Origin of the sequence: Thauera sp. WB-2 (assembly GCF_027594845.1) — a bacterium.
GTDB lineage: Bacteria > Pseudomonadota > Gammaproteobacteria > Burkholderiales > Rhodocyclaceae > Thauera > Thauera mechernichensis.
The window spans coordinates 1,062,946-1,088,423 of sequence record NZ_CP088935.1 but is presented as its reverse complement, the minus strand read 5'-3'; the positions used below and the strand labels follow the sequence as shown (position 1 = coordinate 1,088,423).

The following is a 25,478-nucleotide window of genomic DNA, read 5'->3' as shown; positions in this document are numbered from 1 at the left end:
CAGCCCGCATTTAGTATCAACTCCGCAGTCTACTACTAAATAAGTGCTGGTTAACCGGCCTTCATCCAAAATGACTGGACCCCGATGGTCCGGTCAGAAATTTCGTTCGAACCACGACTTCATGCGCCCGAAGAACTGCTTCACACTGCGGGTGTCGCGCGCCTGAAGCCCCCGCCGGCGCTGGGCAGCACCTTCCATGACCAGACCCATTGCCGTCGAGTAGCGTGGCTGGCAGACCACATCCGCCAAGCCGCCGTCGTACTGCGGCGAACCGACCCTTGCCGGCATGTGGAAAACCTCCTCGGCCAGCTCGACCATGCCACGCATGACCGCCGAGCCACCGGTCAGCACGATGCCCGACGACAGCAACTCCTCGTAGCCGCTGCGGCGCAACTCCGCCTGCACGAGCTCGAACAGTTCGGACACGCGCGGCTCGATGACGTCGGCCAGCGCCTGGCGCGACAGCTTGCGCGGCGGGCGGTCGCCGACCCCGGGCACCTCGATCATTTCCTCGGCGTCGGCGAGCTGGTGCATGGCGACGCCGTGGCGCATCTTGATTTCTTCCGCCTCTGAGGTCGGAGTGCGCAAGGCCATCGCGATGTCGTTGGTGATCTGGTCGCCGGCGACCGGAATGACCGCAGTGTGGCGGATGGCCCCCTGGGTGAACACCGCGATATCGGTCGTGCCGCCGCCGATATCGACCATGCACACGCCAAGCTCCTTCTCGTCTTCGGTGAGCACGGCATGGCTCGAGGCGAGCGGCTGCAGGCTGAGGTCCATGACCTCGAGGCCGCAGCGACGCACGCACTTGATGACGTTCTGCGCCGCCGACACCGCACCGGTGACGATATGCACCTTGACCTCCAGGCGCACGCCGCTCATGCCGATCGGCTCGCGCACCCCACCCTGGCCATCGATGATGAACTCCTGGGTGAGGATGTGCAGGATCTGCTGCTCGGCCGGAATCGGCATCGCACGCGCGACCTCGATCACCCGGTCGACATCCATGGGCGAGACTTCCTTCTCCTTGATCGCGACCGTGCCGCTGGAGTTGAAGCTCTTGATGTGACTGCCTGCGATGCCGGTATAGACCTCGTGGATCTTGCAGTCGGCCATCACCTCGACCTCCTGTACGACGCGCGAGATGGCGTCGACCGTGGCCTCGATGTTGACCACCACGCCGCGCTTGAGGCCGCTGGTCGGCTGGGTGCCGAGTCCGATCACGTTGAGACGGCCATCGGGCTTGACCTCGGCCACCATGCACGTGACCTTGGCGGTGCCAATGTCGAGGCCGACGATCAGTTCCTTGTATTCCTTGCTCATTGCCTGCCTTTCCTGCCGCTGGGCGCCGCGGGCTGCAACAGCACCGAGGCGTCCGCCGGCGTCAGCGCGAACCCGCCCGGATAGCGCAGATCCGCGACCTTGATTTCGATATCGATATCCTGCTGCACGCCAGGCCACACTGCGATGAAGCGCTGCAGGCGGTCGACGAGCGGTGCCTTGTCCTGTTCGCGGCCGAGCACGATGGTGAGGCCGCTGTCCAGATGAAGCTGCCACGCCTCGCGCGCCGACAGCGCCAGCCCCACGAGGCGCACGCCGAGCGGCTGCAGCATCGCCGAAAACTCGGCGTGGCGCGCGAGCAGCCGGGTGGACGACCCCTGCGGGCCATCGAACTGCGGCATGTCTGCGTTGCTGGCAGCGACGAAGACCTCGCCCTGGCGGTTGACCAGGCGCGCATCGCCGCTCTCGGACACCGTCCAGTAGGCCACCGCTTCGTGCTCCTCGAGGCGCAGCTCGAGCGCATCGGGCCAGCGCCGGCGCACATCAGCCTTGCGCACCCAGGGCAGCTTCTCGAAGGTGGCACGCACCTCGTCCAGATTGACGGTGAAGAAGTTGCCCTGCACGGCGAGCCGCGCGGCGTATTCGAGCTGGGCTTCGGTCACCTGCCCAGGCGGCGTCACCACCACAAGCTCGCGTAACGGGAACAATGGCCGCGACAGGAACCAGGCAACGAGCGCCCAGCCCAGCGCGACCGCAGCACCGAGCGTGATCAGGTCGGACACCAGGTTGAGCAGCGCAGGGCGATGCCAAAGGCCACGCTCGACCGGCGCGCGCGCCCGCGCACCCGCAGCGGCCTGACGGCCAGAGCGGATCGACGCAGGGCGGGCGCGTACTTCAGCCAAGGCGAGCCCCTTCCAGAAGGGTGAGACACAGGGTGGTGAAGTCCATGCCTGCCACGCGTGCAGACATCGGCACCAGAGAGTGGCCGGTCATGCCCGGCGAGGTGTTCATCTCGAGCAGATAGGGGCGGCCGTCATCGGTGAGGATGAGATCGGCACGCCCCCAGCCGCGGCAGCCGAGAACGCGTGCGGACTTCATCACCATCGCCTGCAACTCGGACTCTTGCGCGGCGGGCAGGCCGCTCGGGCAGTCGTAGCGGGTGTCGTCGGTGAAGTACTTGTGCTGATAGTCATAGTTGCCGTCGGGGGCGACGATGCGCACCAGCGGCAAGGCCTGGTCCTCGAGGAAGGGGGCGGTGAGCTCGGCGCCGGCGATGAACTCCTCGGCGATCACCATGCGGTCGAAGCGCGCGGCCAGCTCCCAGGCCGCGCGCAACTGTCCGGCTTCCACGACCTTGGTTGCCCCCATGCTCGAGCCTTCGTGCACCGGCTTGACGAAGATCGGCAGGCCCAGCTCGGCCACCACCGCCTCCCAGTCGGTATCCGCCTCGAGAATGGCGTAACGTGGCGTGGGCAGGCCAGCAGACAGCCACACCATCTTGGTGCGCCACTTGTCCATCGACAGCGCGGAGGCCATCACGCCGCTGCCGGTGTAGGGGATGCCCATCAGCTCGAGGGCGCCCTGCACCGTGCCGTCCTCGCCGCCACGACCATGCAGGGCGATGAAGACGCGGTCGAAGCCCTCTTCCTTGAGGATGTGGAGGTCGCGCTCGGCAGGATCGAAGCCGTGGGCATCCACGCCGGCCTGCTGCAACGCGGCAAGCACCGCCCGCCCCGACATCAGGGAGACTTCACGCTCGGCCGAAGAGCCGCCGAACAAAACCGCAACCTTGCCGAATGCCGTACTCACGAAACGTCCTCGATGCGGGCGAGCTTGCCCGGCACACCGCCGATGCTGCCCGCGCCCATGGTGATCACCACGTCGCCATCGCGCGCGGCGGAAAGAACCATCCTCGGCATGTCGCCGATGTCCTCCACGAACACCGGCTCAACCTTGCCGGCAACCCTGATCGCACGCGCAAGCGCACGCCCGTCGGCAGCCACGATCGGCGATTCGCCCGCGGCATAGACCTCGGCAAGCAACAGACCATCGACCGTCGACAACACCTTGACGAAGTCTTCGAAGCAGTCCCGGGTACGCGTAAAGCGGTGCGGCTGGAAAGCCAATACCAGGCGGCGGCCGGGGAAGGCGCCACGGGCCGCGGCAATGGTCGCCGCCATCTCCACCGGGTGGTGGCCATAGTCGTCGATCAGGGTGAAGCTGCCGGCCTCGTCACCGTCGGCGTCGAGCAGCGCGACCTCGCCGTAGCGCTGGAAGCGGCGGCCAACGCCGTTGAACTCGGCAAGCGCCTTGACGATGGCAGCGTCGGGCACCTGCACTTCAGTCGCCACCGCGATCGCAGCCAGCGCATTGAGCACGTTGTGCATGCCGGGCAGATTGAGCTCGATCGACAGCCGTGTCGTCGTGCCGTTGACCCGCACGCAGTCGAACAGCATGCGACCACCGTCGGCGCGCACGTTCTCGGCGCGGATGTTGGCGCTCTCCGACAAGCCGTAGCGCACGATCTGCTTGGACACGCGCGGGATGATCTCGCGCACGTTGGGGTCGTCCTCGCAGAGCACGGCCACACCATAGAAGGGCAGGCGCTGGAGGAAATCGACGAAGGCTTGCTTGACGCGGCCGAAATCGTGACCGTAGGTCTCCATGTGGTCGGCATCGATGTTGGTGACGACCGAGATGACCGGGTTGAGCAGCAGGAAGGAGGCGTCCGACTCGTCGGCCTCGGCAACCAGGTAGTCGCCGCTGCCGAGGCGGGCATTGGCACCCGCGGCATTGAGGCGGCCGCCGATGACGAAGGTCGGATCGATGCCGCCCTCGGCGAGGATACTGGCGACCAGCGAGGTGGTGGTGGTCTTGCCGTGGGTGCCGGCGATGGCGATGCCATGCTTGAAGCGCATCAGCTCGGCAAGCATCTGCGCGCGCGGCACGACCGGAACGTGGCGCTCGCGCGCGGCGACCACCTCGGGGTTGTCGGCCTTGACGGCTGTCGACACCACCACCACGTCGGCGCCGGCGACATTGGCAGCGTCGTGCCCTCGCACCACACTGGCGCCCATCTTCTGCAGCCGGCGGGTCGCAGCGTTGTCACCCAGGTCCGAACCGCTGACGTTGAAGCCCTGGTTGACCAGTACCTCGGCGATGCCGCTCATGCCGGCGCCGCCGATGCCGACGAAATGAATGTTCCTGACCTTGTGCTTCATGCGTTTACTCCAGCGGCGGTTTTCGAGCTGGCGAGCGCAGCGCAGACTGCGGCCACTTCATCCGCCGCCTGTGGCCGTGCAAGCGCGCGCGCACACTCGGCCATTGCCTGCAAGCGGGAGCGGTCGAGGCTCGACAGGATGCCCGCCAGACGCTCGGGGGTGAGCTCGGCCTGCGGCAGCAGATAAGCGGCGCCGTGCTCGGCAAGGAAGCGCGCATTGCCGGTCTGGTGGTCATCCACCGCATGCGGGTAAGGCACGAGCAGGCTGGCAACGCCGACCGCCGCCAGCTCGGCAACGGTGAGCGCGCCGGCCCGACAGATGACGAGGTCGGCGTCGGCGTAGGCCGCCGCCATGTCGTCGATGAAGGGACGCAACTCGCCTTCGAGCTGCAGGGTGGCGTAGGTCTGGCGCAACCCGTCGATCTGCTTCTCGCCCGCCTGGTGCAGCACCTGCGGACGCTGCTCGGGCGGAAGGCGCAGCAGGGCCTGTGGCAGAACCTCGTTGAGCGCGGCAGCGCCCAGGCTGCCGCCGACCACGAGCAGGCGCAACGGCCCGCTGCGGCCGCCATAACGCTCGGCGGGCGGCGCTACTGCAGCAATGTCGGCACGCACAGGGTTGCCCAGCCAACGCGCCTTGGGCAGCACATCGGGGAAGCCGCTCAGCACCCGGTCGGCCACGCGCGCGAGCACGCGGTTGGCAAGGCCGGCCACCGAGTTCTGCTCGTGCAGCACCAGCGGGCGGCCAAGCAGGGCCGCCATCATGCCGCCGGGGAAGGTGATATAGCCGCCCATGCCAAGCACCACGTCGGGGCGGCTGCGGCGCAGCGCGCGCAGCGCCTGCCAGAACCCGGACAGCAGGTTCAGTGGCAGCAACAGCTTGCGCACCAGGCCCTTGCCGCGCAGCGCACCAAAGCGCACCCACGCCGTATCGTAGCCGCGCTGCGGCACGATACGCGCCTCCATGCCGTCCGGGTTACCCATCCACACGATGCGCCAGCCCCGTGCGCGCAGCACTTCGGCCACCGCGATGCCAGGGAAGATGTGGCCGCCGGTGCCACCGGCCATGACCATCAGGGTCTTCATGGCGTCGCCCCCCGCTTGAGCTGACGCACCTCCCAGTCGATTCGCAGCAGGATGCCGAGCGCAATGCAGTTGGCGACGATGCCCGAGCCACCGAAGCTCATCAGCGGCAGGGTCAGCCCCTTGGTCGGCAGCAGCCCCATGTTGACGCCCATGTTGATGAAGGACTGCACACCGATCCACAGGCCAATGCCCTGCGCAACCAGGCCGGAGAAGTAGCGCTCAAGCCTGATCGCCTCGCGGCCAATCAGGAAGGCGCGCTGCACGATGATCGCGAACAGCACCACCACGGTGAGCACGCCGACGAAGCCGAGCTCCTCGGCAATCACCGCGAGCAGGAAGTCGGTGTGCGCCTCGGGCAGGTAGAACAGCTTCTCCACGCTACCGCCAAGGCCCACGCCGAACCACTCGCCGCGGCCGAAGGCGATCAGCGAATGCGAGAGCTGGTAGCCCTTGCCGAAGGCGTCCTGCCAGGGGTCCATGAAGCCGAAGATGCGGTCGCGACGGTAGGGCGAGGTCCAGATCAGGATGACGAAGCCGATCAGCGCCAGCACCGCGAGCAGGCCGAACACGCGCACGTTGAGGCCGCCCAGGAAGAGCACGCCGAAAGCGATGGTGGTGATGACCACGAAGGCGCCGAAGTCGGGCTCGCGCAGTAGCAGGAAGCCGACGAACAGGATCACCACCAGCATGGGCAGGAAGCCCTTGATGAAGCTGCCCATGACGTCGAGCTTGCGCACGGTGTAGTCGGCCGCGTAGAGCGCGGCAAAGATCTTCATCAGTTCGGAAGGCTGCAGGTTCACCGGCCCGAGCGACAGCCAGCGCTGGGCCCCGTTGACCTCCCGGCCCACGCCCGGGATCAGCACCACGATCAGCAGCACCACGCCGGCGACGAAGAGCGCCGGCGCCAGTTGCTGCCAGCGCGCCATCGGCAGCTGGAAGGACACCAGCCCCAGGCCAATGCCGATGGCCAGGAAGACGGCATGGCGCATCAGGAAGTAATGCGACTGGTAGCCGGTGAAACGGCTGCCCTCGGCGAACGCGATCGAGGCCGAGTACACCATGACCAGACCGAGCAGCAGCAGCGCGACTGCAGACCAGATCAGCAGCAGGTCGAGCTCGCGCGCCGGCGCCCCGCCTTTGGCGAGCCGTTGCACGGCGCGCTGGGCCGGATCGGGCTTCTGCTCGGCTGGGTGCAACAGGCCACCGAAGACATTGGCCAGCTTCATCGCGGCGTCACCTCCGCAAGGCGGTGCACCGCGGCCACAAAAACCTCGGCACGGTGCGCATAGTTGCGGAACATGTCCAGACTGGCGCAGGCCGGCGACAGCAGCACGGCGTCGCCAGGCTGCGCCAGCCTGTCCGCACGCTGCACTGCAGCGTCGAGATCGGCGGCATGCTCGAGCACCACGCCGCAACCCGCCACTGCCTGTTCGATGCGGCGCGCATCACGGCCAATCAGCAGCACGGCGCGCGCCTTGCGCGCCAGTGCGGGCGCCAGCGGGGCAAAATCCTGGCCCTTGCCGTCGCCACCGGCAATCAGCACGACCGGGCAATCCATGCCCTCGAGCGCGGCGACGGTCGCACCCACGTTGGTGCCCTTGGAATCATCGTAGTAGCGCACACCGTCGGCGCGCTCGGCAACCAGCTCTAAGCGATGCGGCAGGCCGCGGAAGGCGATCAGGCCACCGATCAGACGTTGCGGCTCGATCCCCAGCCCGGCCTCGCACAAGGCGAGCGCGGCAAGCGCGTTGGCGGCATTGTGGCGGCCGGCCAGCGGCAGGTCGGCAAGTGCGATCAGACGCTGCGGCCCACGCATCAGCCAGGGCCGGCCATCGATATCGGCAATACCGTAGTCGCCATCGCCCTGCGGCGCCGAGGCACCAAAACGGATCGCCCTGCGCCCGGTCAGGGCCATCGCGCGCACGCGTGCATCATCGCGGTTGAGCACCTGCACGCCATCGCCCTGGAAGATTGCGGCCTTGGTCGCGGCATAGGCCTCGAGGTCGGCATAGCGGTCAAGATGGTCGTCGGTGACGTTGAGCACAGTCGCCGCCTGCGGATTGAGCGCGTGCATGGTCTCGATCTGGAAGCTCGAGAGCTCCAGCACCCAGCAGGCGGGCAGGCTTGCACCCACCTCCAGCCGCTCCATCAGGACGTCGAGCGCAGCTGGGCTGATGTTGCCCGCCGCCACGGCATCAATGCCCACCGACCTCGCGAGCGCGGCGGCCAGTGCGGTGGTCGTGGTCTTGCCATTGGTGCCGGTGATGGCGAGGATGCGGGTCTGCTCGCGCACGTCAAGCTCGTCAAGCGCCTGCGCCAGCAGATCCATCTCGCCGGTGATCGGCAGGCCGCGCCGGTACGCTTCGGCGGCGAGACCGACGCGCGGATCCAGCCCCGGACTGAGCGCGACCAGCTCGATGCCGTCGAGCACTGCAGGATCGGCCGCCGCGCGGTCACCGCTGCGGATATCGGCCAGCGGCGCATCCTCGCGCAGCGCGTCCAGCCCCGGCGGCGCCGAGCGGCTGTCGACCACGCGCAGGTGCGCGCCACGCAGGGTGCACCAGCGTGCCATCGCCAGGCCCGACTCACCCAGGCCGATCACCAGCACACGTTTTCCGGTCAGGGCGCTCATCTCAGCTTCAGGGTGGACAGGCCGAACAGCACCAGCATGATGGTGATGATCCAGAACCGCACGACGACCTGGGTCTCCTTCCAGCCGCCGAGCTCGAAGTGATGGTGCAACGGCGCCATGCGAAAGATGCGCTTGCCGCCGGTGGCCTTGAAGTAGAACACCTGCAGCATCACCGACAGGGTCTCGGCGACGAACAGGCCGCCCATGATGAAGAGCACGATTTCCTGACGCACGATGACGGCGATGGTGCCGAGCGCGGCACCGAGCGCCAGCGCACCGACGTCGCCCATGAAGACCTCGGCCGGGTAGGCGTTGAACCACAGGAAGCCAAGGCCGGCGCCGCAGATTGCACCGCAGAACACGGCCAGCTCGCCGGCACCGGCGATATAGGGCACACCCAGGTAATTGGAGAAGCCGACGTGGCCGGCGACGTAGGCGAAGATTGCGAGGGCACCGGCCACCATCACCGTAGGCATGATCGCCAGGCCATCCAGGCCGTCGGTAAGGTTCACCGCATGGCTGGTGCCGTTGATGACGAAATAGGTCAGCGCGATGAAACCGACGATACCCAGCGGATAGGCGACGGCCTTGAAGAACGGCACGATGAGCTCGGTCTCGGCCGGCGTCGTCGCGGTAAGCCCCAGATAGACCGCGGCGGCAAATGCAATCAGCGATGTCCACAGGTACTTCCACCGGCTGGCCAGGCCCTTGGGGTCGCGGTGGACGACCTTGCGCCAGTCATCCACCCAGCCCACCGCGCCGAATCCGAGCGTAACGAGCAGGGTCACCCACATGTAGTCGTTCTTGAGGTCGCCCCAGAGCAGGATGGTGATGCCGATCGAGATCAGGATCAGCGCGCCACCCATGGTCGGCGTTCCCGCCTTGGTGAGGTGCGAGCGTGGGCCGTCGTCGCGTACGGCCTGGCCGATCTTCTTCGCCGCGAGCCAGCGGATCACTCCCGGGCCGGCAACGAGCGAGATGGCGAGCGCGGTGAGCGCAGCCAGCACGGTACGCAGCGTGATATAGCCGAAGACGTTGAAGCCACGAATGTCCTGGCCGAGCCAGAGTGCAAGTTCCAACAGCATGTCAGGAGCCGGTTTCCTTTGAAGGGGCGGAATTGTGCATTGCGGCAAGCGCGTCCGCCACCCTTTCCATACGCATGAACCGCGAGCCTTTCACCAGCACCACCGAGTCCGCATCCAGCCGCGCCACGAGCGCTCTCACGAGCGCTTCGGGCGAGCCGAAGTGATGGCCGCCATCGCCGAAGTTGCGCACCGCCACGGCGCTCATGTCGCCGAGCGCGAACAGGCCATCGATACCCTTGCTCTTCGCGTAGCCACCGATCTCGTCATGAACCTGTGCGCTGCTGTCGCCCACCTCGCCCATGTCGCCGAGTACCAGCCAGGTGTGGCCGGGGGTCGCGGCGAGCACGTCGATCCCCGCCCGCACCGAATCGGGATTGGCGTTGTAGGAGTCGTCGAGGATCAGCGCCCCCTTCGGCCCCGGGCGACGCTGCAGGCGCCCCTTGGTGCCGGAGAACCCACCCAGCCCCTCGACCACCGCCTCGAGCGCCACACCCGCAGCGAGGCAGGCAGCCGCCGCGCATACGGCGTTGCGTGCGTTGTGCAGACCCGGCACCTGCAGGGCGAACTCGACCTGCCCCTGCGGGGTGTCGAGCTCGAGCCGCGAGCCGAGGCCGCGCAGGGTACACCGGCCGCGCACGTCGGCCGCCTGGTCGACACCGAATGTCACAATCGCACGATCGGCATTGAGACCGCGCCAATAATCGGCATGCGCGTCGTCGGCATTGATGATCGCGGTACCGGCGGCCCCCAGTCCTTGGTAGATGCAACCCTTCTCGCGTGCCACCTCGTCGACCGAGCCCATGCCCTCCAGATGCGCACGCTGGGCGTTGTTGACAATGGCCACCGTGGGCAGCGCGAGGCCGCTCAGGTAGGCAATCTCGCCGGGCTTGTTCATGCCCATCTCGACCACGGCTGCACGGTGGTAGTCGCGCAGCTCGAGCAGCGTCAGCGGCAAACCGATGTCATTGTTCAGGTTGCCGCGGTTGGCGAGCACCACCTCCTCGCCGAATCCCTCCCGCTGCGCCTGGGCGCGCAGGATTGCGGCACACATCTCCTTCACCGTGGTCTTGCCGTTGCTGCCGGTGACGCCGATGAGAGGCAGCGCAAAGCGCGCACGCCAGGCGGCTGCCAGCGTACCCAGCGCGTACCGCGTGTCGTCCACGACGATCAGCGGCAAGGTCTCCCCAGCCGAGCCCGCCGCCTCGTGCGCCGCGGCCCAGCGGGCATCGACCATCGCAGCAACTGCACCGGCAGCCCCCGCCAAAGTCACGAAATCGTGGCCATCGAAGTGCTCACCGCGCAACGCGACAAAAAGCTGGCCTGGAACGACGGCGCGACTATCGGTGCCGACACGTTCGAAACGGGCCGCGCCAACGACACGGGCACCATGTACGGAAAGCGCGCGCAGCGCATCATGCAGGGTCATCATCGAGCAACTCCGCGCGCATGCCACCCCTGCAGGGCCAGGCGCGCCTGTTCAAGATCCGAGAATGGAATACGCTCACCGAGCACCTCCTGGTAGGGCTCGTGGCCCTTGCCAGCGATGAGGACAACGTCGTCAACTCCAGCCTCGGCGATCGCACGCGCGATCGCCTGCGCGCGATCCACGATGCGCTCGGCGCCCGGCCCGGCCCCCTCGGCAACAGCATCCATGATGCGTACCGGATCCTCGGAGCGCGGATTGTCACTGGTAACGACGACCCGGTCGGCAAGAGCGCGGGCCACCTCGCCCATCATCGGCCGCTTGCCCGGATCGCGGTCACCACCGCAACCGAACACGCACACCAGACGCCCCTTGCGGGTGTGCACCGTGGTGCGCAAGGCCTCGAGCACCTTGGCGAGGGCATCGGGAGAGTGAGCGTAGTCGATGACCACAAGCGGCTCGCACACACCGCCCACCAGCTGCATGCGCCCGGACGGCGGCGTCAGCCGTGACAGGACGGGGGGCAGCGCCTCGAAATCGATCCCCCGGGCGAGCAAGGCCGCAGCCACGGCAACCAGGTTCGAGACGTTGAACGGGGCGACCATGCGCACATTGACGTCGGCGCTGCGCCCTTCCCAGGCGAGGTTGAAGCGCAACCCCGCCGGCGCCGCCTGCAGACGATCGGCAAGCAGGACGCGCACGCCTGGCACCGCCTCCGTGTTCGCCGGATAGAGCGTGCACGCAATCACATCCCTGCCCTCGGCGACCAGGCGGCGCGCGAGCGCAAGTCCGAAGCTGTCGTCGATGTTGACGATGGCGGTGCGAAGCTCCGGCCTTGAGAACAGGCGGGATTTGGCTTCGCCGTAGGCCTCCATGCTGCCGTGGTAGTCGAGATGGTCGCGGCTGAGATTGGTGAAGATTGCGACATCGAAGCGGGCGCCATTGACGCGCCCCTGGTCGAGGCCGATCGACGACACTTCCATGGCCGTCTCGGCCGCACCAGCGGCGGCGAAGCGGGCGAACCAGCGCTGCAGTTCGAGCGCATCGGGCGTGGTGTTGAGCCCTTCCTCGAGCTCACCGGGAAAGCCGCAGCCCAGGGTGCCGACGATGCCGCAACGACTGCCGAGCTCTTCGAAGGCGCGGGCAAGCATCTGGGTTACCGTCGTCTTGCCATTGGTGCCGGTCACTCCGCACAACCACAAACGCTCCGACGGCCGACCGTGGATCTCGTGCGCAAGGTGGCCCGCCATCTCGCGCAAGCCCTCGACAGCCAGCCCAGGCACAGTCAGGTCGCCCGGCCGGAAGCCGTCCGCCGACTCCCAGAGCAGTGCCGAAGCCCCATGCGCAACAGCATCGCCGAGATAACGACGACCGTCTGTGCGCACGCCGGGCCAGGCGGCAAACACGCACCCCGGTCCGGCCTTGCGCGAATCGGCGCTGATGTCCCGAGCCTCGACGCCAAGCGCGCGCAGGCGTTCGAGCACAGCGAGAGCCTTGTCTGCGCTCACATGTTCTCCCGCGGATCTGCACCACGCGTTGCCGCCTCCTCGGCACCACGCCGGGCAAGCTGCAGCGGTGTCAATGGAATGTCGGGCGCCACGCCGAGGGTGCGCAGCGCCCCCTCGGTGACGCGCGAGAACAGCGGTGCGGCTACTGCACCGCCAAAATACTGGCCGGCCGTCGGCTCATCGACCATCACGGCAACCACGACGCGCGGATTGGAAGCGGGCGCAAAACCCACGAAGGACGAGATGTACTTCTTCGCGTAGCGTCCGTTCTCGAGCTTGTGGGCAGTCCCGGTCTTGCCGGCCACGGTGTAGCCCGCAACCTGGGCACGCGGTGCAGTGCCACCCGGGCCCGCAGCATGCTCGAGCATGGTTCGCATCTCACGCGCCGTACTTGCGGAGAACACGCGACGCCCCGAGCTGGGCTGACCATCGACGCGCGTGAGCGACAGGGGTACGAGTTCGCCGTCGCGGGCGAAGACAAGATAGGCACGGGCCATCTGGATCAAGCTTACCGAGATGCCGTGACCATAGGACATGGTGGCCTGCTCGATCGGGCGCCAGCTCTTGGCAGGCCGCAGGCGGCCGGAAGCCTCCCCTGGAAAGCCGAGGTTGAGCGCCGTACCGAAGCCGAGCTGATCAAACAGATGCCACATCTCGTCGGCGCTGAACTGCTGCGCCAGCTTGACCGTGCCGATGTTCGAGGACTTCTGGATGACTTCGGAGACGGTCATGACACCACGGCGCTTGACATCGGAGATGGTCGCAGTGCCAATGGTCATACGCCCATTGCCGGTATCGATAAGGGTATCGGCCTTCGCCTTCCCGCGCTCGATCGCCAGCGCAGCGATGAAAGGCTTCATCACCGAACCAGGCTCGAAGGTGTCGGTAAACACACGATTGCGCAGTTGCGCGCCACTCAGATTGGCGCGGTTGTTGGGGTTGAAGGTCGGCGCATTGGCAAGCGCCAGCACCTCGCCGGTACGCGCATCCAGAACGACGACAGCGCCAGCGAGCGCCTTGTGCTCGTGCATCGTGTCGCGCAGTGCAGCCCAGGCGTGATACTGGATCTTGCCGTCGATGGACAAGGCGACGTCCGCACCGTCGCGCGGCGGGCGGATGGCCTCGACATCCTCGACGATCTGGCCGCGGCGGTCCTTGATCACGCGCCTCGCCCCGGACATGCCGGCAAGCTGCTTCTCGAAGGCGAGCTCAATGCCCTCCTGGCCCTTGTCCTCGATATTAGTGAAACCGAGGATGTGGGACATCACCTCGCCGCCCGGGTAGTAACGGCGATACTCCTGCTGCTGATGGATGCCCGGCAGGCGCAACTCGGCAACCTGCTTGGCCACCTCGGGCGGCAACTGGCGCTTGAGATAGACAAAGTCGCGACTGGCCGCGAGACGGCGATTGAGCTCGTTGGCATCCATCTCGAGCAGGCGAGCAAGCTCACGCGCCTGCGCCGGCTCCAGCTGAGCGTCGGACGGCAGCGCCCAGACCGATCGCACCGGCGTACTGATCGCGAGGATGTCGCCATGGCGGTCGGTGATACGACCGCGAGTGGCCGGCACCTCGAGCGTACGCGCATAGCGCGACTCGCCCTTGGCCTGCAGGAAGTCGTTGTTGATACCCTGCAGATAGAGCGCGCGCCCCGCCAGCGCCAGCGAGCAGCCCATCAACGCCAACATGACCACGCGTGGCCGCCATGCAGGCAGGTCGCGCTTGAGCAAGGGATTGTGATTGAAGGTCACGGGGCGAGGATTCTTCATGATTTCGGCTCCACCACCAGCATCTGACCCGGCGCCGGATGGCGCATGCCAAGCCGTTCGCGAGCCATGCGCTCGATCCGGCCATGTGTTGCCCAAGTACTCTGCTCGAGTTGCAACTGCCCCCACTCCACCGCAAGCGCCTGAGCCCGCGCCTGCTCACGCTCGTACTGGGTGTGAAGCTTGCGTGCCTGGTGCTGGGCAGCCACCACGCCAAGCGCACTCGCAACCACCAGGGCAACCAGAACGGCGTCGGCGCGGATCATGCGACCTCCCGCGCGCGTTCGGCCACGCGCATCACCGCACTGCGCGCACGCGGATTGACCGCAAGCTCGGCCTCGCCTGGCCGTACAGCCTTGCCCACCAACAGCAAGCGCGGCGGCGGCAGGTCGGCCGCACGCAGCGGCAAGCGGCGCGGCAGCACAGGCGGACGCGATTCGTCACGCATGAAGCGCTTGACGATGCGGTCCTCGAGCGAATGAAAGCTGATCACCACCAGCCTGCCGGCCGGCGCCAGCCGCGCCACGCAGGCCGGCAGCACGCGACTCAGCTCCTCGAGCTCCTGATTGATGAAAATCCGAAGAGCCTGGAAGGTGCGTGTCGCAGGGTGCTGCCCCGGCTCGCGCGTACGGACCGCTTTTTCCACGAGCGCGGCAAGTTGTCCAGTGGTTGCGACAGCCCCCCCTGCCCGAGCAGTTGCAATCGCCTTTGCAATCGCATGAGCAAACCGTTCTTCTCCATATTCCCTGATGACCTCCGTGATCTCGCCGACGGAGGCATCCGCCAGCCATTCCGCCACGGTCTGGCCGTGGCTGGTATCCATGCGCATGTCGAGCGGCGCATCGAAACGAAAACTCATACCGCGCGATGCGTCGTCGAGCTGGGGCGAGGACACCCCGATGTCGAGCAGGACGCCATCAACCGTCTCGACGCCCAGCTCTGCAAGCTGCTCATCGAGCGCACTGAAGGCGGAGTGCACGAGCGTCAGACGCGGATCCTTAAGGGCACGACCTGCTTCGATCGCCGCAGGGTCGCGATCGAAGGCGATCAGACGCCCGCGCTCGCCAAGGCGCGCGAGTATCGCCCGACTGTGTCCGCCACGACCGAAGGTGCCGTCGACATAGACGCCATCTGCACGGATCGCGAGCGCGTCGACTGCCTCGTCGAGCAGGACGCTTACATGGGCGGCGGCGTTCACAGTGCGAGGCTCTCGAAGCCGGCAGGCAGATCTGCGGTCGCCATCTCGAACATGGCCTGCTGCTGACGCTCCCAGCCTTCGTCGGACCAGAGCTCGAAATGCGACCCCTGGCCAACCAGCCAGACCTGCTTGTCGAGCTTGGCGAACTTGCGCAGCGAAGCGGCAACCAGCACGCGACCTGCGCTGTCGAGCGCTTCCTCCTGGGCGAAACCGACCAAGAGCCGCTTGAGCATCGCAGCCTTCGGATCGAGGCTGGGCTGGGCGAGCACCTGATCGCGAATCGGCACCCAGGCGGGCACGGGATAGACGAGCAGGCAGCCATGGGGGTGCGCAGTCAGCACGACCTGCCCGTCCTGGACGGCCAGGGCGTCACGATGCCGCGAGGGAATCGCGAGGCGACCCTTGGCATCGAGATTGAGCGCTGCGGCTCCCTGGAACATCGTCCCCCCTGACGGCACCGGAAAAGCATCGGAATGACACTTTTCCCCACTTTTTTCCACTTGATCCCACTTTAGTGGAAAGGCCATACCCGGTCAAGGACGGTTCGCGCGAATACCGTTGTTACACAATGACTTATCGAATGCACACCAATCGTCGATAAATCCTGAAAAATCAAGGCCGCAATGCATTTCAGCTCAGGTTGAACACGAACTGGACGAGAAACGCGGGCGATGTGGGAAAAAGTGGGGATGCAGGCACACCACGACCCGGCATCGGGGCCGCAGGGAGGAAATCTGGGAACCAAGAACTGCGGATTGCCGCACAGACCGCAAGGCGGCGACCCAAAGTGGGAAACGCGCGCGCAGCATGAGGGGAATCTGCAAGCTTGCCTTGGCGCGTCCGCCGAGCGGTGACGCACCAACAGCAAAATGGGGGGGGGGAAGTTCGCCGATAAGCCGGGTTCTGTCGAACGGCAGCGGCCTAAGCCACCGCCATCGGGCAGTCATTCCTCTGGGAGCCGCGTTACCGCGACCCTCTAGCAGCCTACCCGGGAGCGACGCGAGCCACGCCAATGCTCCCCTATTTGGCCTTGCCCCGGATGGGGTTTGCCGTGCCAGTCCTGTTACCAGTCCTGCGGTGGGCTCTTACCCGCCGGCGCTTTCGCACCCGCCCGCGTCGTGCTTGCGCACGCCACGACACCGTTTCACCCTTACCTGATCACGCTTGCGCGAGCCATCGGCGGTCTGCTCTCTGTTGCACTTTCCGTCGCCTCACGGCGCCCGGCCGTTAGCCGGCATCCTGCTCTGCGGGGCCCGGACTTTCCTCCACGCACGACGAGGTGCGCAGCGACTGCCTGGCGAACTTCCTGTGCCGGATTATACGCGCTCGGCTCAATTCGCGCCGGACGCGCGCACGAACGCCGGCTTGCCATCCTTCAGGACAAAGGTGCCAAGGAGCTCACCGGGCGGCTGACCGCCCGGATTGTCCCAGTCCTGCACCACGCACTGCTCGGTACTGGCGAGATACCAGCGCCCACCCTGCTGCAGCGCCCAAAGTGCGTCGCCCGCTTCATAGACCTGCATTTCGACCAGGGTGGTACTGCTGGGATGGATGCGCACCCGCTTCTGGCACGCGGGCAGGCGCGAAACCACCACCGCCTGCCTGAGTTCGTCATGCCAGGGAAACTTCTGCTCGCGCACCAGGACGAGGGCATGCTGACTGCCGTCAATCATGAACGCGGTCGCAGTGTTCTCACAACCGGCAAGCGCCAGTGGCAAAGCTGCCACTGCCAGCATGCGCTTCAAGCCACACGATACCGCAGCCATGCTCAGGCGTCCTCCGTAACGAGCTTCCAGCCAACCTGCTCACCTGCACGCAGGGGGACGAGCGGATCGCTGCCAAGATAGGGGTAATTCACCGGAACCGTCCATGCTTCACGCACCAGGGTGATGGTGTCGGGGTTGGGTCGCAAGCCATAGAAGGCAGGGCCATTGAGGCTGGCGAAGGCCTCCAGCTTGTCGAGCGCGCCAGCAGCATCGAACACCTCGGCATACAACTCGATCCCCGCATGAGCCGTGTAGCAACCGGCACAGCCGCAGGCATTCTCCTTGGCACTCAGCGCATGCGGCGCCGAATCGGTGCCTAGGAAGAAGCGCGGATTGCCCGAGGTCACCGCCGCCACCAGCGCCTCACGATGCGACTCACGCTTGAGCACCGGCAGACAGTAATGATGCGGACGGATGCCACCCGCGAAAATCGCATTGCGATTGAGCAGCAGGTGATGGGCCGTCACCGTGGCAGCCACGTTGACGCCGGCCGCACGCACGAACTGCGCGGCCTCGGCCGTGGTGATGTGCTCGAACACCACCTTGAGCGCGGGGAACCTGCGCACCAGCGGCGACAGCGTGCGCTCGATGAACACGCGCTCGCGATCGAAGACGTCAACCTCATGCCCGGTGGCCTCTCCGTGCACACACAGGATCATGCCGAGCGCTTCCATGCGCTCGAGCACCGGGTAGACCTTGTCGATGGCGGTGACGCCAGCGTCGGAATTCGTGGTTGCCCCTGCCGGATAGAGCTTGCAGGCCACCACCCGACCGCTTGCCTGGGCCCGATCAATCTCGTCGGGCGACAGGTTGTCGGTCAGATACAAGCTCATCAGCGGCTCGAATCCGGTACCCGGCGCGGCGGCAACAATGCGCTCGCGATAGGCGAGCGCCTGTGCGGTGGTCGTTACCGGCGGCTTGAGGTTGGGCATGATCAGCGCACGGCCGAAGCGCGCAGCGGTATGCGGGACGACCGCGGAAAGCGCATCGCCGTCGCGAACGTGAAGGTGCCAGTCGTCCGGACGGACGAGGGTTATCGATTGCATGGAGTAGTCCTCATGACAGCCGCCGGATTATAGGCGCTTACGCCGGTCACTGGCGCGGCGCCAGCCGCGAGGATCTGAAGGCAGGCGCACCGGCGTCTACTGCGCATCACGCCCGCGCAGCTCCAGCGCACGCGCATACAAGGCCTTGCGCGGCGCACCGGTGATCTCCGCGGCCAGGCGTGCGGCAGTCTTGAGCGGGACCTCATCGAGCAGCAGTGCCAGCACACGCTCGATCTCGCCACCCAGGCCGTCGCGCGCCGGCGCACCGGCGACCACGAGCACGAACTCGCCGCGCAAGCGATTACTGTCGGCGGCAAGCCACGCAGCAGTATCGGCAAGCGACATGCGCACGATCTGTTCGTGCAGCTTGGTCATCTCGCGCGCAATGAGCACCTCGCGCTGCGCGCCGAACACCGCTTCCATGTCGGCCAGGCTCTCCGCAATGCGGTGCGGCGCCTCGTAGAAAACGAGGGCTTCGCCCGCGTCCACCAGCGCCTGCAGTGCCGCCTGTCGCGCACCCGGTCTGGCCGGCAGGAAACCGACGAAACGGAAGCCGGATTCGCCAAAGCCCGACACCGACAACGCCGCAACTGCGGCGCACGGCCCAGGCAGTGGGACGACCGGGTAGCCGGCGGCGCGCACCCGCGCCACCAGGCGCGCCCCGGGATCGGACACGGCCGGCGTGCCGGCGTCGGTGATGAGCGCGACCTGCTTGCCATCGGCGATGAGTTCGATGAGTTGTCCGGCCGCAGCCTGTTCATTGTGCTGATGCACCGCCAGCATGCGGCAGCGCAAGCCGAAGGCATCGAGCAAGCGCTGGCTGTGGCGCGTGTCCTCAGCAGCCACCACATCCACCGCGCCCAGCACGGCGAGCGCACGCAGCGTAATGTCATGCAGATTACCGAGCGGCGTAGCCACCACATACAATGACGGCGTACTTGAAAGCGGATGATCGGGGAGGCGGAAGGAAGCTGTCATGGAGAAGAACCGGAGCGCGCAGGCGCACAGTATCGACGGGCGCCGGACACCGGCGCAAGCGCGCGGCGCGGCCGCCGAGGCACTCGCATGCACCTACCTCGAGGCGCACGGGCTGCGCACCCTGGCGCGCAACGTGCGCTGCCGAGGCGGCGAGCTGGACCTCGTCTGCCTCGATCGCAACCATGTCGTGTTCGTCGAGGTGCGCCTGCGCACCAATGGACGCTTTGGCGGCGCCGCGGAAAGCATCACACCTACCAAGCAGCGCCGCGTGCTGATCGCCGCCCAGTGGTGGCTCAACGGCGCCGGACGGCGCTTCCAGAACGCCCCTTGCCGTTTCGACGCCGTGCTTCTCGACGACCTGTCCGTCGATCGCATCACTTGGTTACCCGGTGCCTTCAATGCGACATGAGGGGCCGTGCTAGACTCTAACGCCCTTCAGACGACACTGGCAGCATGAATCTGATCGATCGCATCTCAGCGCAGTTCGAGGACAACATGCGCACCACACTGGAGGCGCTCGAACTCCTCGCCGCACCGATCGCAGGCGCGGTAGAACTCATCACCGCCAGTCTGCTCGACAACGGCAAGGTTCTGGTGTGCGGGGGGAGCGGCTGCGCCGGAGATGCACGCCGCTTTGCAGCACAACTGGTCAACGGTTTCGAGCTCGAGCGACCGTCGCTTGCAGCCCTTGCGCTGAGTGCCGACACCTCGACGCTGGCGCCGCTCACAGGCGAACCCGACGCGGCATCGATGTTCGCACGCCAGATCCACGCCTTCGGCCACCCTGGGGACATACTGATCACCTTGTCGACGGGTGCCGACTCGGCGCGCATCGAGCAGGCGATCCACGCCGCCCACGAGCGCGACATGCACGTGATCGCTCTCACCTCCGGAAAGCCGGGGCGGATCGCCGAGTGCCTCGGCCCCGCCGACATCCACATTTCCCCGCCTGCCGATCGCAGGGCCCGCATTCAGGAACTTCACCTGCTCACCCTGCATTGCCTGTGCGACGGCATCGACTGTCTATTACTAGGAGTGGAAGACTGATGAAGACGCCCCCCCAAGCACTCGCCCCGTCCGCGGCCTCCGCAACCGCCGATGGCCGTCGTCGCACGCTTGTGCTCGGCCTTGCCGCCGCATCCACGCTCCCTTTGCTGCAGGGCTGCTTTCCGGTCGTCGCCACCGGGGTCGGAGCCGGCGCCGCCATGGTGTCGGATCGCCGTACGAGCGGCACCTACGTCGAGGACGAGAGCATCGAATGGAAGGTGTCGGGACGCATCCGCCAGCGCTTCGGCAACACGGTCAATGTGAACGTGACCTCGTACAACCGCAACGTGCTGCTCACCGGCCAGGCGCCGAACGCGACCGTGCTGGGCGAACTCGAAGGCATCGTGGCCGGAGTGGAGCATGTGCGCGGCGTGATCAACGAGGTCGTGGTGGGCCCGAACTCAACGCTCACCGCACGCGCCAACGACGCGCTCATCACCTCCAACGTCAAGGCCCGCTTTGTCGATGCAAAGCGCTTCTCGGCGCACCACGTCAAGGTGGTGACAGAGGCCAACGTGGTGTTCCTGCTCGGCATCGTCACCCGCACCGAGGCCGACGCCGCCGCCGAGGTGGCACGCACCAGCCAGGGCGTGCGCAAGGTGGTGCGCGTGTTCGAGTTCATCAGCGACGATGAGGCCCGCCGCCTGGACAACCCGACCGGCGCCCGGCGCTGACGCCTCAGCGCGCGCCGACGCTACCGAGTGCGTCGAGCAGCTTCTGGTGCACACCGCCGAAGCCGCCGTTGCTCATCACCAGCACGTGGTCGCCGGCGCGCGCCATCGCCGCGACGTCGGCAACAAGCGCCTCGAGCACGTCATAGCTGCGCGCGCGCGCGCCGAGCGGCGCGAGTGCTTCGCCCGTATCCCAGCCCAGGCCATGGCCGTAGCAGAACACCGCATCGGCAGCTGTCAGGCTGCCCGCCAGCTGCGCCTTCATGACACCGAGCTTCATGGTGTTGGAACGCGGCTCGAGCACCGCGAGGATACGCCCCTCGGGCTCGCGCCGACGCAGGCCATCGATGGTGAGGGCGATCGCGGTCGGGTGATGAGCGAAGTCGTCATACACGCTCACCCCCCGCTCGCTGCCGCGCAGCTCCAGCCGGCGCCGGATGCCGCGAAAAGCGGCCAGGCTGGCGATCGCTTGCGCCGGAGTGACGCCCACGTGACGCGCCGCCGCGATCGCCGCAAGTGCATTCTCACGGTTGTGGCTACCGGGAAGCGCCAAATCCACCCTGCCCAGCTCCGTCCCGGCCAGGCGGAACACCGCCTCGACATCCCGCCCGCCCGCGGCCGCCGACCACTGGGCGGCGTCATTGAACCACTCCAGTTCGGACCAGTTGCCACGCGCAAGAACCCGTCTCAGGCTGTCCTCGCGGGCATTGGCGATGATCCTCCCGCTGGCGGGAATCGTCCTCACCAGATGATGGAACTGTGTCTCGATCGCGGCCAGGTCGGCAAAGATGTCGGCATGGTCGAACTCGAGGTTGTTGAGGATGACGGTGCGCGGCCGGTAATGAACGAACTTGGAGCGCTTGTCGCAGAACGCGGTGTCGTATTCATCGGCCTCGATGACGAAGAATGGCGCCTCGGTGAGGCGCGCCGAAACGCCGAAATTCTGCGGCACGCCGCCGACCAGGAAGCCGGGATTGAGCCCCGCATCCTCCAGCATCCAGGTCAGCAGCGATGTCGTCGTCGTCTTGCCGTGGGTACCGGCGACCGCCAACACCCAACGCCCGGCAAGCACATGCTCGGCCAGCCACTGGGGGCCGGAAACATAGGGCAGGCCACGATCGAGAATCGCCTCCAGCAGCGGATTGCCACGCGACACTGCATTGCCGATCACGAACACGTCAGGCTCGAGCTCGAGCTGGGCGGGGTCATAGCCCTCGATCAGCCCGATACCCTGCTCTTCGAGCTGGGTGCTCATCGGCGGATAGACGTTGGCGTCGCAACCGCTGACGGTATGGCCTGCCGCGCGCGCCAGCAAGGCGACCCCGCCCATGAAGGTGCCGCAGATGCCGAGAATGTGGATATGCATGAGGCAATGTGCTCCGAAGGGCCGTCATCCGTATGAAACCGGCCCGTGTACAATGACTGCGCATCTTACCCGAGCCCCGTCATGCCCTCACATGCCCACGTATCCCGCAGCGGCGGCCTGAGACGCGAAATCGCCGCGCTCGCTGCCCGCATGATGGCCGAGGACGGCATCAGCGACTTCGGCTTCGCCAAACGCAAGGCCGCCAAGCAACTCGGCGCCACCGACGCCGATGCCCTGCCCAACAACGCCGAGATAGAAACCGAGCTGCGCGCCTGGCTGGCGCTGTACCAGGACGAGGAGCAACCCGAGCGCCTGCACGAGATGCGCAGCGTCGCTGTCGAGGTCATGCGCTTGCTCGCAGACTTTCGCCCCTACCTTACCGGCGGCGCACTCGATGGCACTGCGGGCCGCTACTCCGAACTCGAGATCGAGATCTTCCCGGAGAGCACCAAGGATGTGGAGATCTTCTTCCTCAATCTCGACCTGCCCTATGACCACCGCGAACCACGCCGCCCGGCGCCACACGCCCCCGAGGCGGTGCTGAGCTTCGACTGGAACGACGTACCGGTGAAGGTCTCGGTCTACCCCTCGTCAGCAGAGCGCAACGTCCGACGCGGCCAGGAGCGCGCCCGCCTGGCGCAGGTCGAAGCGCTACTCGCCGCGGGCGAGCACACAACACAAGGAACGCCCCAGGAATGAAACGCAAGATCCAGGCCGCGCTGTTCGCGACAGTCGCCATCGCCGCCGCAGCCGGCGGCTTTCTGCTCAACCGCGAGCAATCCCAGATCGCACCTGCGGGCATGCACACGGTCAGCCAAGACACAGTGGATGCCCTGCTCGCCCTGCGCTTGCCGGACACCAACGGCGAGGAGCAGGCCATGGCGCAGTGGCAGGGCAAGGTCGTCGTTGCCAACTTCTGGGCGACCTGGTGCCCACCCTGCCGCAAGGAGATCCCCGATTTCGCAGCAGCCAGCCAGGCGCTGGCGGACGAGCCGGTGCAGTTCGTCGGCATCAGCATCGACTCGGCCGCAAAGGTGCGCGCGTTCAATGAGGAATTCCGCGTCCCCTACCCCTTGCTGATCGCCGGCAACCACGTGCTTGACCTTGCCGAAGGCTTCGGCAACGCCGCCCGCGGCCTGCCGTTCACCGTCATCCTCGACACCGAAGGAAAAGTGCGCCACATCAAGCTCGGCGTCTTGCACCGCGAGGAACTCGAGCGCAAAATCCGCGCACTCCTGCCCTCCTGAGCCCGCCTCAGGCTGCGCAGATTCCAGCCAAAAGGTGGACAACGTGCAGCCATTTACGGCAAACTTGCCGGCATGAAGCATTCAAGCCGCCGGCAAGCACGTATCGCCACGCTTCCATCCGGATCGTGGCGAGAGGGCTCTTTTGCTGCCTGCAGCACGCCCTACAGGCCTCTTCGCCCCCCACGACGACGATCTTTCTGAGCCTCGCCAGGGCGGTCCGCATCAGCGGCGCGCTCGCGCCACACCTGCGTGCCCGGCGCCATTCGTCGTCCGAACCGAACCATCAATCATCCAACCGTGCAGCGCAATATCGTGCCGCGGTCCCGTACGGAGAACATCATGGATCTGCGCAAGCTGAAGAAACTCATCGACCTCGTCCAGGAATCGGGCATCTCCGAACTCGAGGTCACCGAAGGCGAAGAGAAGGTCCGTATCGCCAAGCATGCCGCCGCAGCCCAACCTGCCGCCTACTACGCGCAGATTCCGGCGCAAGCACCCGCAGCCCCTGTCGCCGCCGCCAGCAGCGCGGCACCGGCCGCAGCCGCTGACGCCCTGCCCGAGGGCCACATCGTGAAGTCGCCAATGGTCGGTACCTTCTACCGCGCCAGCGCACCGGGCGCGAAGCCGCTGGTCGAAGTCGGCCAGAGCGTGAATGAGGGCGACCGCCTGTGCATCATCGAAGCGATGAAGCTGATGAACGAGATCGAGGCCGATGCCAGCGGCGTCGTCAAGGCCATCCTGGTCGACAACGGCGAGCCGGTCGAATACGGTCAGCCCCTGTTCGTGATCGGCTGAGCCTGCCATGTTCGAGAAGATCCTGATCGCGAACCGCGGCGAGATCGCGCTGCGCATCCTGCGCGCCTGCCGCGAGCTCGGCATCAAGACCGTCGCGGTGCATTCCGAGGCCGACACCGAGGCCAAGTACGTGCGCCTGGCCGACGAATCCGTCTGCATCGGCCCGGCCTCGTCGACGCTGAGCTACCTCAACGTGCCGGCCATCATCTCGGCCGCCGAGGTCACCGACGCCGAGGCCATCCACCCCGGCTACGGATTCCTGTCCGAGAACGCCGACTTCGGCGAGCGTGTCGAGCAATCCGGCTTCGTCTTCATCGGCCCACGCCCGGAGACCATTCGCCTGATGGGCGACAAGGTGTCGGCCAAGGACGCGATGAAAGCGGCAGGCGTACCCTGCGTGCCCGGCTCGGAAGGCGCCCTGCCCGATGACCCGAAGGAGATCGTCAAGATCGCACGCGCCATCGGCTACCCCGTCATCATCAAGGCCGCCGGCGGCGGCGGCGGGCGCGGCATGCGTGTCGTGCACACCGAAGCCGCGCTGCACAATGCGGTGACCACCACCCGTGCCGAAGCCCAGGCGGCCTTCGGCAACCCGGTGGTGTACATGGAAAAGTTCCTCGAAAACCCACGCCACGTCGAGATCCAGGTGCTGGCCGACCAACACGGCAACGCGGTTTATCTGGGCGAGCGCGACTGCTCCATGCAGCGCCGCCACCAGAAGGTGATCGAGGAGGCCCCTGCGCCCGGCATCGACCGCAAGCTGATCGCCCAGGTCGGCGAGCGCTGCGCCGAGGCCTGCCGCAAGATCGGCTACCGCGGCGCAGGCACCTTCGAGTTCCTGTTCGAGAACGGCGAGTTCTACTTCATCGAGATGAATACCCGCGTGCAGGTCGAGCACCCGGTCACCGAGCTCATCACCGGCATCGACATCGTGCAGGCCCAGATCCGCATCGCTGCCGGCGAGAAGCTGTGGTTCCGCCAGCGTGACATCGAGTTCCGCGGCCACGCCGTCGAATGCCGGATCAACGCCGAGGACCCGTTCAAGTTCACCCCCTCGCCGGGACGCATCACCAACTGGCATACGCCGGGCGGCCCGGGCGTGCGCGTGGACTCGCACGTCTACAACGGCTACATGGTGCCGCCGCACTATGACTCGATGATCGGCAAACTGATCACTTACGGCGACACACGCGACCAGGCGATCCGCCGCATGCGCATCGCGCTCTCCGAGATGATGGTCGAGGGCATCAAGACCAACATCCCGCTGCACCAGACGCTGATGCTCGACCCGCGCTTCATCGAGGGCGGCACCAGCATCCACTATCTCGAGCACAAGCTCGCCGACCGCAGCGAAGTCAAGGAGTAAGGC

Annotated in this window: 25 protein-coding genes and 1 other RNA gene; 7 read left to right on the top strand and 19 right to left on the bottom strand. The window is 66.6% G+C overall.

What is annotated here, in order from left to right:
- Positions 1-93: 93 nt before the first annotated feature.
- From ftsA to rsmI, 18 genes are all read right to left on the bottom strand, one after another.
- Positions 94-1,323 carry a cell division protein FtsA gene (ftsA, locus tag LQF09_RS05030; RefSeq protein ID WP_002926930.1) on the bottom strand — a complete coding sequence of 410 codons (1,230 nt, stop codon included), beginning with the start codon at positions 1,321-1,323 and terminating at the stop codon, positions 94-96.
- Positions 1,320-2,183 (bottom strand): cell division protein FtsQ/DivIB, encoded by an 864-nt coding sequence (locus LQF09_RS05025; protein ID WP_270069348.1) that lies wholly within the window; start codon positions 2,181-2,183, stop codon positions 1,320-1,322. Before LQF09_RS05025 ends, ftsA begins: the two co-directional genes overlap by 4 nt.
- Positions 2,176-3,090, bottom strand: coding sequence for a D-alanine--D-alanine ligase (locus tag LQF09_RS05020; RefSeq protein ID WP_002926935.1), 915 nt, complete (start codon positions 3,088-3,090; stop codon positions 2,176-2,178). Before LQF09_RS05020 ends, LQF09_RS05025 begins: the two co-directional genes overlap by 8 nt.
- Positions 3,087-4,502: a UDP-N-acetylmuramate--L-alanine ligase gene (gene murC, locus LQF09_RS05015; RefSeq protein ID WP_002926938.1), complete on the bottom strand. Its 1,416-nt coding sequence runs from the start codon at positions 4,500-4,502 to the stop codon at positions 3,087-3,089. Before murC ends, LQF09_RS05020 begins: the two co-directional genes overlap by 4 nt.
- Positions 4,499-5,584, bottom strand: a complete 1,086-nt coding sequence (murG, locus tag LQF09_RS05010; protein WP_270069347.1) for an undecaprenyldiphospho-muramoylpentapeptide beta-N-acetylglucosaminyltransferase — start codon at positions 5,582-5,584, stop codon at positions 4,499-4,501. The genes murC and murG overlap by 4 nt, the downstream gene beginning before the upstream one ends.
- A complete protein-coding gene (ftsW, locus tag LQF09_RS05005; protein ID WP_002926945.1) occupies positions 5,581-6,810 on the bottom strand; it encodes a putative lipid II flippase FtsW in 1,230 nt (409 codons plus the stop codon). The genes murG and ftsW overlap by 4 nt, the downstream gene beginning before the upstream one ends.
- Positions 6,807-8,216 carry a UDP-N-acetylmuramoyl-L-alanine--D-glutamate ligase gene (gene murD / locus LQF09_RS05000; protein WP_270069346.1) on the bottom strand — a complete coding sequence of 470 codons (1,410 nt, stop codon included), beginning with the start codon at positions 8,214-8,216 and terminating at the stop codon, positions 6,807-6,809. Before murD ends, ftsW begins: the two co-directional genes overlap by 4 nt.
- Positions 8,213-9,301, bottom strand: a complete 1,089-nt coding sequence (mraY, locus tag LQF09_RS04995; protein ID WP_002936310.1) for a phospho-N-acetylmuramoyl-pentapeptide-transferase — start codon at positions 9,299-9,301, stop codon at positions 8,213-8,215. The genes murD and mraY overlap by 4 nt, the downstream gene beginning before the upstream one ends.
- Before the next feature lies 1 nt (position 9,302).
- Positions 9,303-10,730 (bottom strand): UDP-N-acetylmuramoyl-tripeptide--D-alanyl-D-alanine ligase, encoded by a 1,428-nt coding sequence (locus LQF09_RS04990; protein ID WP_002926951.1) that lies wholly within the window; start codon positions 10,728-10,730, stop codon positions 9,303-9,305.
- A complete protein-coding gene (locus LQF09_RS04985; RefSeq protein ID WP_002926952.1) occupies positions 10,727-12,232 on the bottom strand; it encodes a UDP-N-acetylmuramoyl-L-alanyl-D-glutamate--2,6-diaminopimelate ligase in 1,506 nt (501 codons plus the stop codon). Before LQF09_RS04985 ends, LQF09_RS04990 begins: the two co-directional genes overlap by 4 nt.
- Positions 12,229-13,998, bottom strand: coding sequence for a peptidoglycan D,D-transpeptidase FtsI family protein (locus tag LQF09_RS04980; protein WP_002926953.1), 1,770 nt, complete (start codon positions 13,996-13,998; stop codon positions 12,229-12,231). Before LQF09_RS04980 ends, LQF09_RS04985 begins: the two co-directional genes overlap by 4 nt.
- Positions 13,995-14,261 (bottom strand): cell division protein FtsL, encoded by a 267-nt coding sequence (gene ftsL / locus LQF09_RS04975; protein ID WP_002926955.1) that lies wholly within the window; start codon positions 14,259-14,261, stop codon positions 13,995-13,997. Before ftsL ends, LQF09_RS04980 begins: the two co-directional genes overlap by 4 nt.
- Entirely contained in the window at positions 14,258-15,193 is a 936-nt protein-coding gene (rsmH, locus tag LQF09_RS04970) for a 16S rRNA (cytosine(1402)-N(4))-methyltransferase RsmH (protein WP_002926957.1), read from the bottom strand. Before rsmH ends, ftsL begins: the two co-directional genes overlap by 4 nt.
- A complete protein-coding gene (gene mraZ, locus LQF09_RS04965; RefSeq protein WP_002926958.1) occupies positions 15,190-15,633 on the bottom strand; it encodes a division/cell wall cluster transcriptional repressor MraZ in 444 nt (147 codons plus the stop codon). Before mraZ ends, rsmH begins: the two co-directional genes overlap by 4 nt.
- Positions 15,634-16,069: 436 nt before the next feature.
- Positions 16,070-16,499, bottom strand: an RNA gene (rnpB, locus tag LQF09_RS04960) — RNase P RNA component class A.
- A gap of 25 nt (positions 16,500-16,524) precedes the next feature.
- Positions 16,525-16,959 (bottom strand): hypothetical protein, encoded by a 435-nt coding sequence (locus LQF09_RS04955; RefSeq protein WP_002926959.1) that lies wholly within the window; start codon positions 16,957-16,959, stop codon positions 16,525-16,527.
- A 2-nt stretch (positions 16,960-16,961) separates the two neighbouring features.
- A complete protein-coding gene (pyrC, locus tag LQF09_RS04950) occupies positions 16,962-18,005 on the bottom strand; it encodes a dihydroorotase (RefSeq protein WP_002926962.1) in 1,044 nt (347 codons plus the stop codon).
- Positions 18,006-18,101: 96 nt separating this feature from the next.
- Positions 18,102-18,983, bottom strand: coding sequence for a 16S rRNA (cytidine(1402)-2'-O)-methyltransferase (rsmI, locus tag LQF09_RS04945; protein WP_270069345.1), 882 nt, complete (start codon positions 18,981-18,983; stop codon positions 18,102-18,104).
- Here rsmI and LQF09_RS04940 point away from each other — a divergent pair.
- Genes LQF09_RS04940 through LQF09_RS04930 form a run of 3 tightly spaced genes read left to right on the top strand, consistent with a single transcriptional unit; the run spans position 18,982 to position 20,704 of the window.
- Positions 18,982-19,392, top strand: a complete 411-nt coding sequence (locus tag LQF09_RS04940; RefSeq protein ID WP_002926966.1) for a YraN family protein — start codon at positions 18,982-18,984, stop codon at positions 19,390-19,392. The two genes, rsmI and LQF09_RS04940, sit on opposite strands and share 2 nt — an antisense overlap.
- A gap of 44 nt (positions 19,393-19,436) precedes the next feature.
- Positions 19,437-20,030, top strand: a complete 594-nt coding sequence (locus LQF09_RS04935; protein WP_002926969.1) for an SIS domain-containing protein — start codon at positions 19,437-19,439, stop codon at positions 20,028-20,030.
- On the top strand, positions 20,030-20,704 hold the full coding sequence (locus LQF09_RS04930; protein WP_270069344.1) for a BON domain-containing protein: 675 nt from the start codon (positions 20,030-20,032) through the stop codon (positions 20,702-20,704). Before LQF09_RS04935 ends, LQF09_RS04930 begins: the two co-directional genes overlap by 1 nt.
- A gap of 4 nt (positions 20,705-20,708) precedes the next feature.
- Here the strand turns inward: LQF09_RS04930 and mpl are convergent, their stop codons facing one another.
- Positions 20,709-22,067 (bottom strand): UDP-N-acetylmuramate:L-alanyl-gamma-D-glutamyl-meso-diaminopimelate ligase, encoded by a 1,359-nt coding sequence (mpl, locus tag LQF09_RS04925; protein WP_270069343.1) that lies wholly within the window; start codon positions 22,065-22,067, stop codon positions 20,709-20,711.
- An 81-nt stretch (positions 22,068-22,148) separates the two neighbouring features.
- Between mpl and LQF09_RS04920 the strand changes: the two genes are divergently transcribed.
- From LQF09_RS04920 to accC, 4 genes are all read left to right on the top strand, one after another.
- Positions 22,149-22,766, top strand: coding sequence for a hypothetical protein (locus tag LQF09_RS04920; protein ID WP_270069342.1), 618 nt, complete (start codon positions 22,149-22,151; stop codon positions 22,764-22,766).
- The gene (locus LQF09_RS04915) at positions 22,763-23,314 is read left to right on the top strand and encodes a TlpA family protein disulfide reductase (protein ID WP_002936317.1); all 552 of its coding nucleotides are present in this window, start codon (positions 22,763-22,765) and stop codon (positions 23,312-23,314) included. Before LQF09_RS04920 ends, LQF09_RS04915 begins: the two co-directional genes overlap by 4 nt.
- 339 nt (positions 23,315-23,653) lie before the next feature.
- Positions 23,654-24,109, top strand: a complete 456-nt coding sequence (gene accB, locus LQF09_RS04910) for an acetyl-CoA carboxylase biotin carboxyl carrier protein (protein ID WP_002926980.1) — start codon at positions 23,654-23,656, stop codon at positions 24,107-24,109.
- 7 nt (positions 24,110-24,116) lie between these two features.
- The gene (accC, locus tag LQF09_RS04905) at positions 24,117-25,475 is read left to right on the top strand and encodes an acetyl-CoA carboxylase biotin carboxylase subunit (protein WP_002926983.1); all 1,359 of its coding nucleotides are present in this window, start codon (positions 24,117-24,119) and stop codon (positions 25,473-25,475) included.
- Positions 25,476-25,478: the final 3 nt, after the last annotated feature.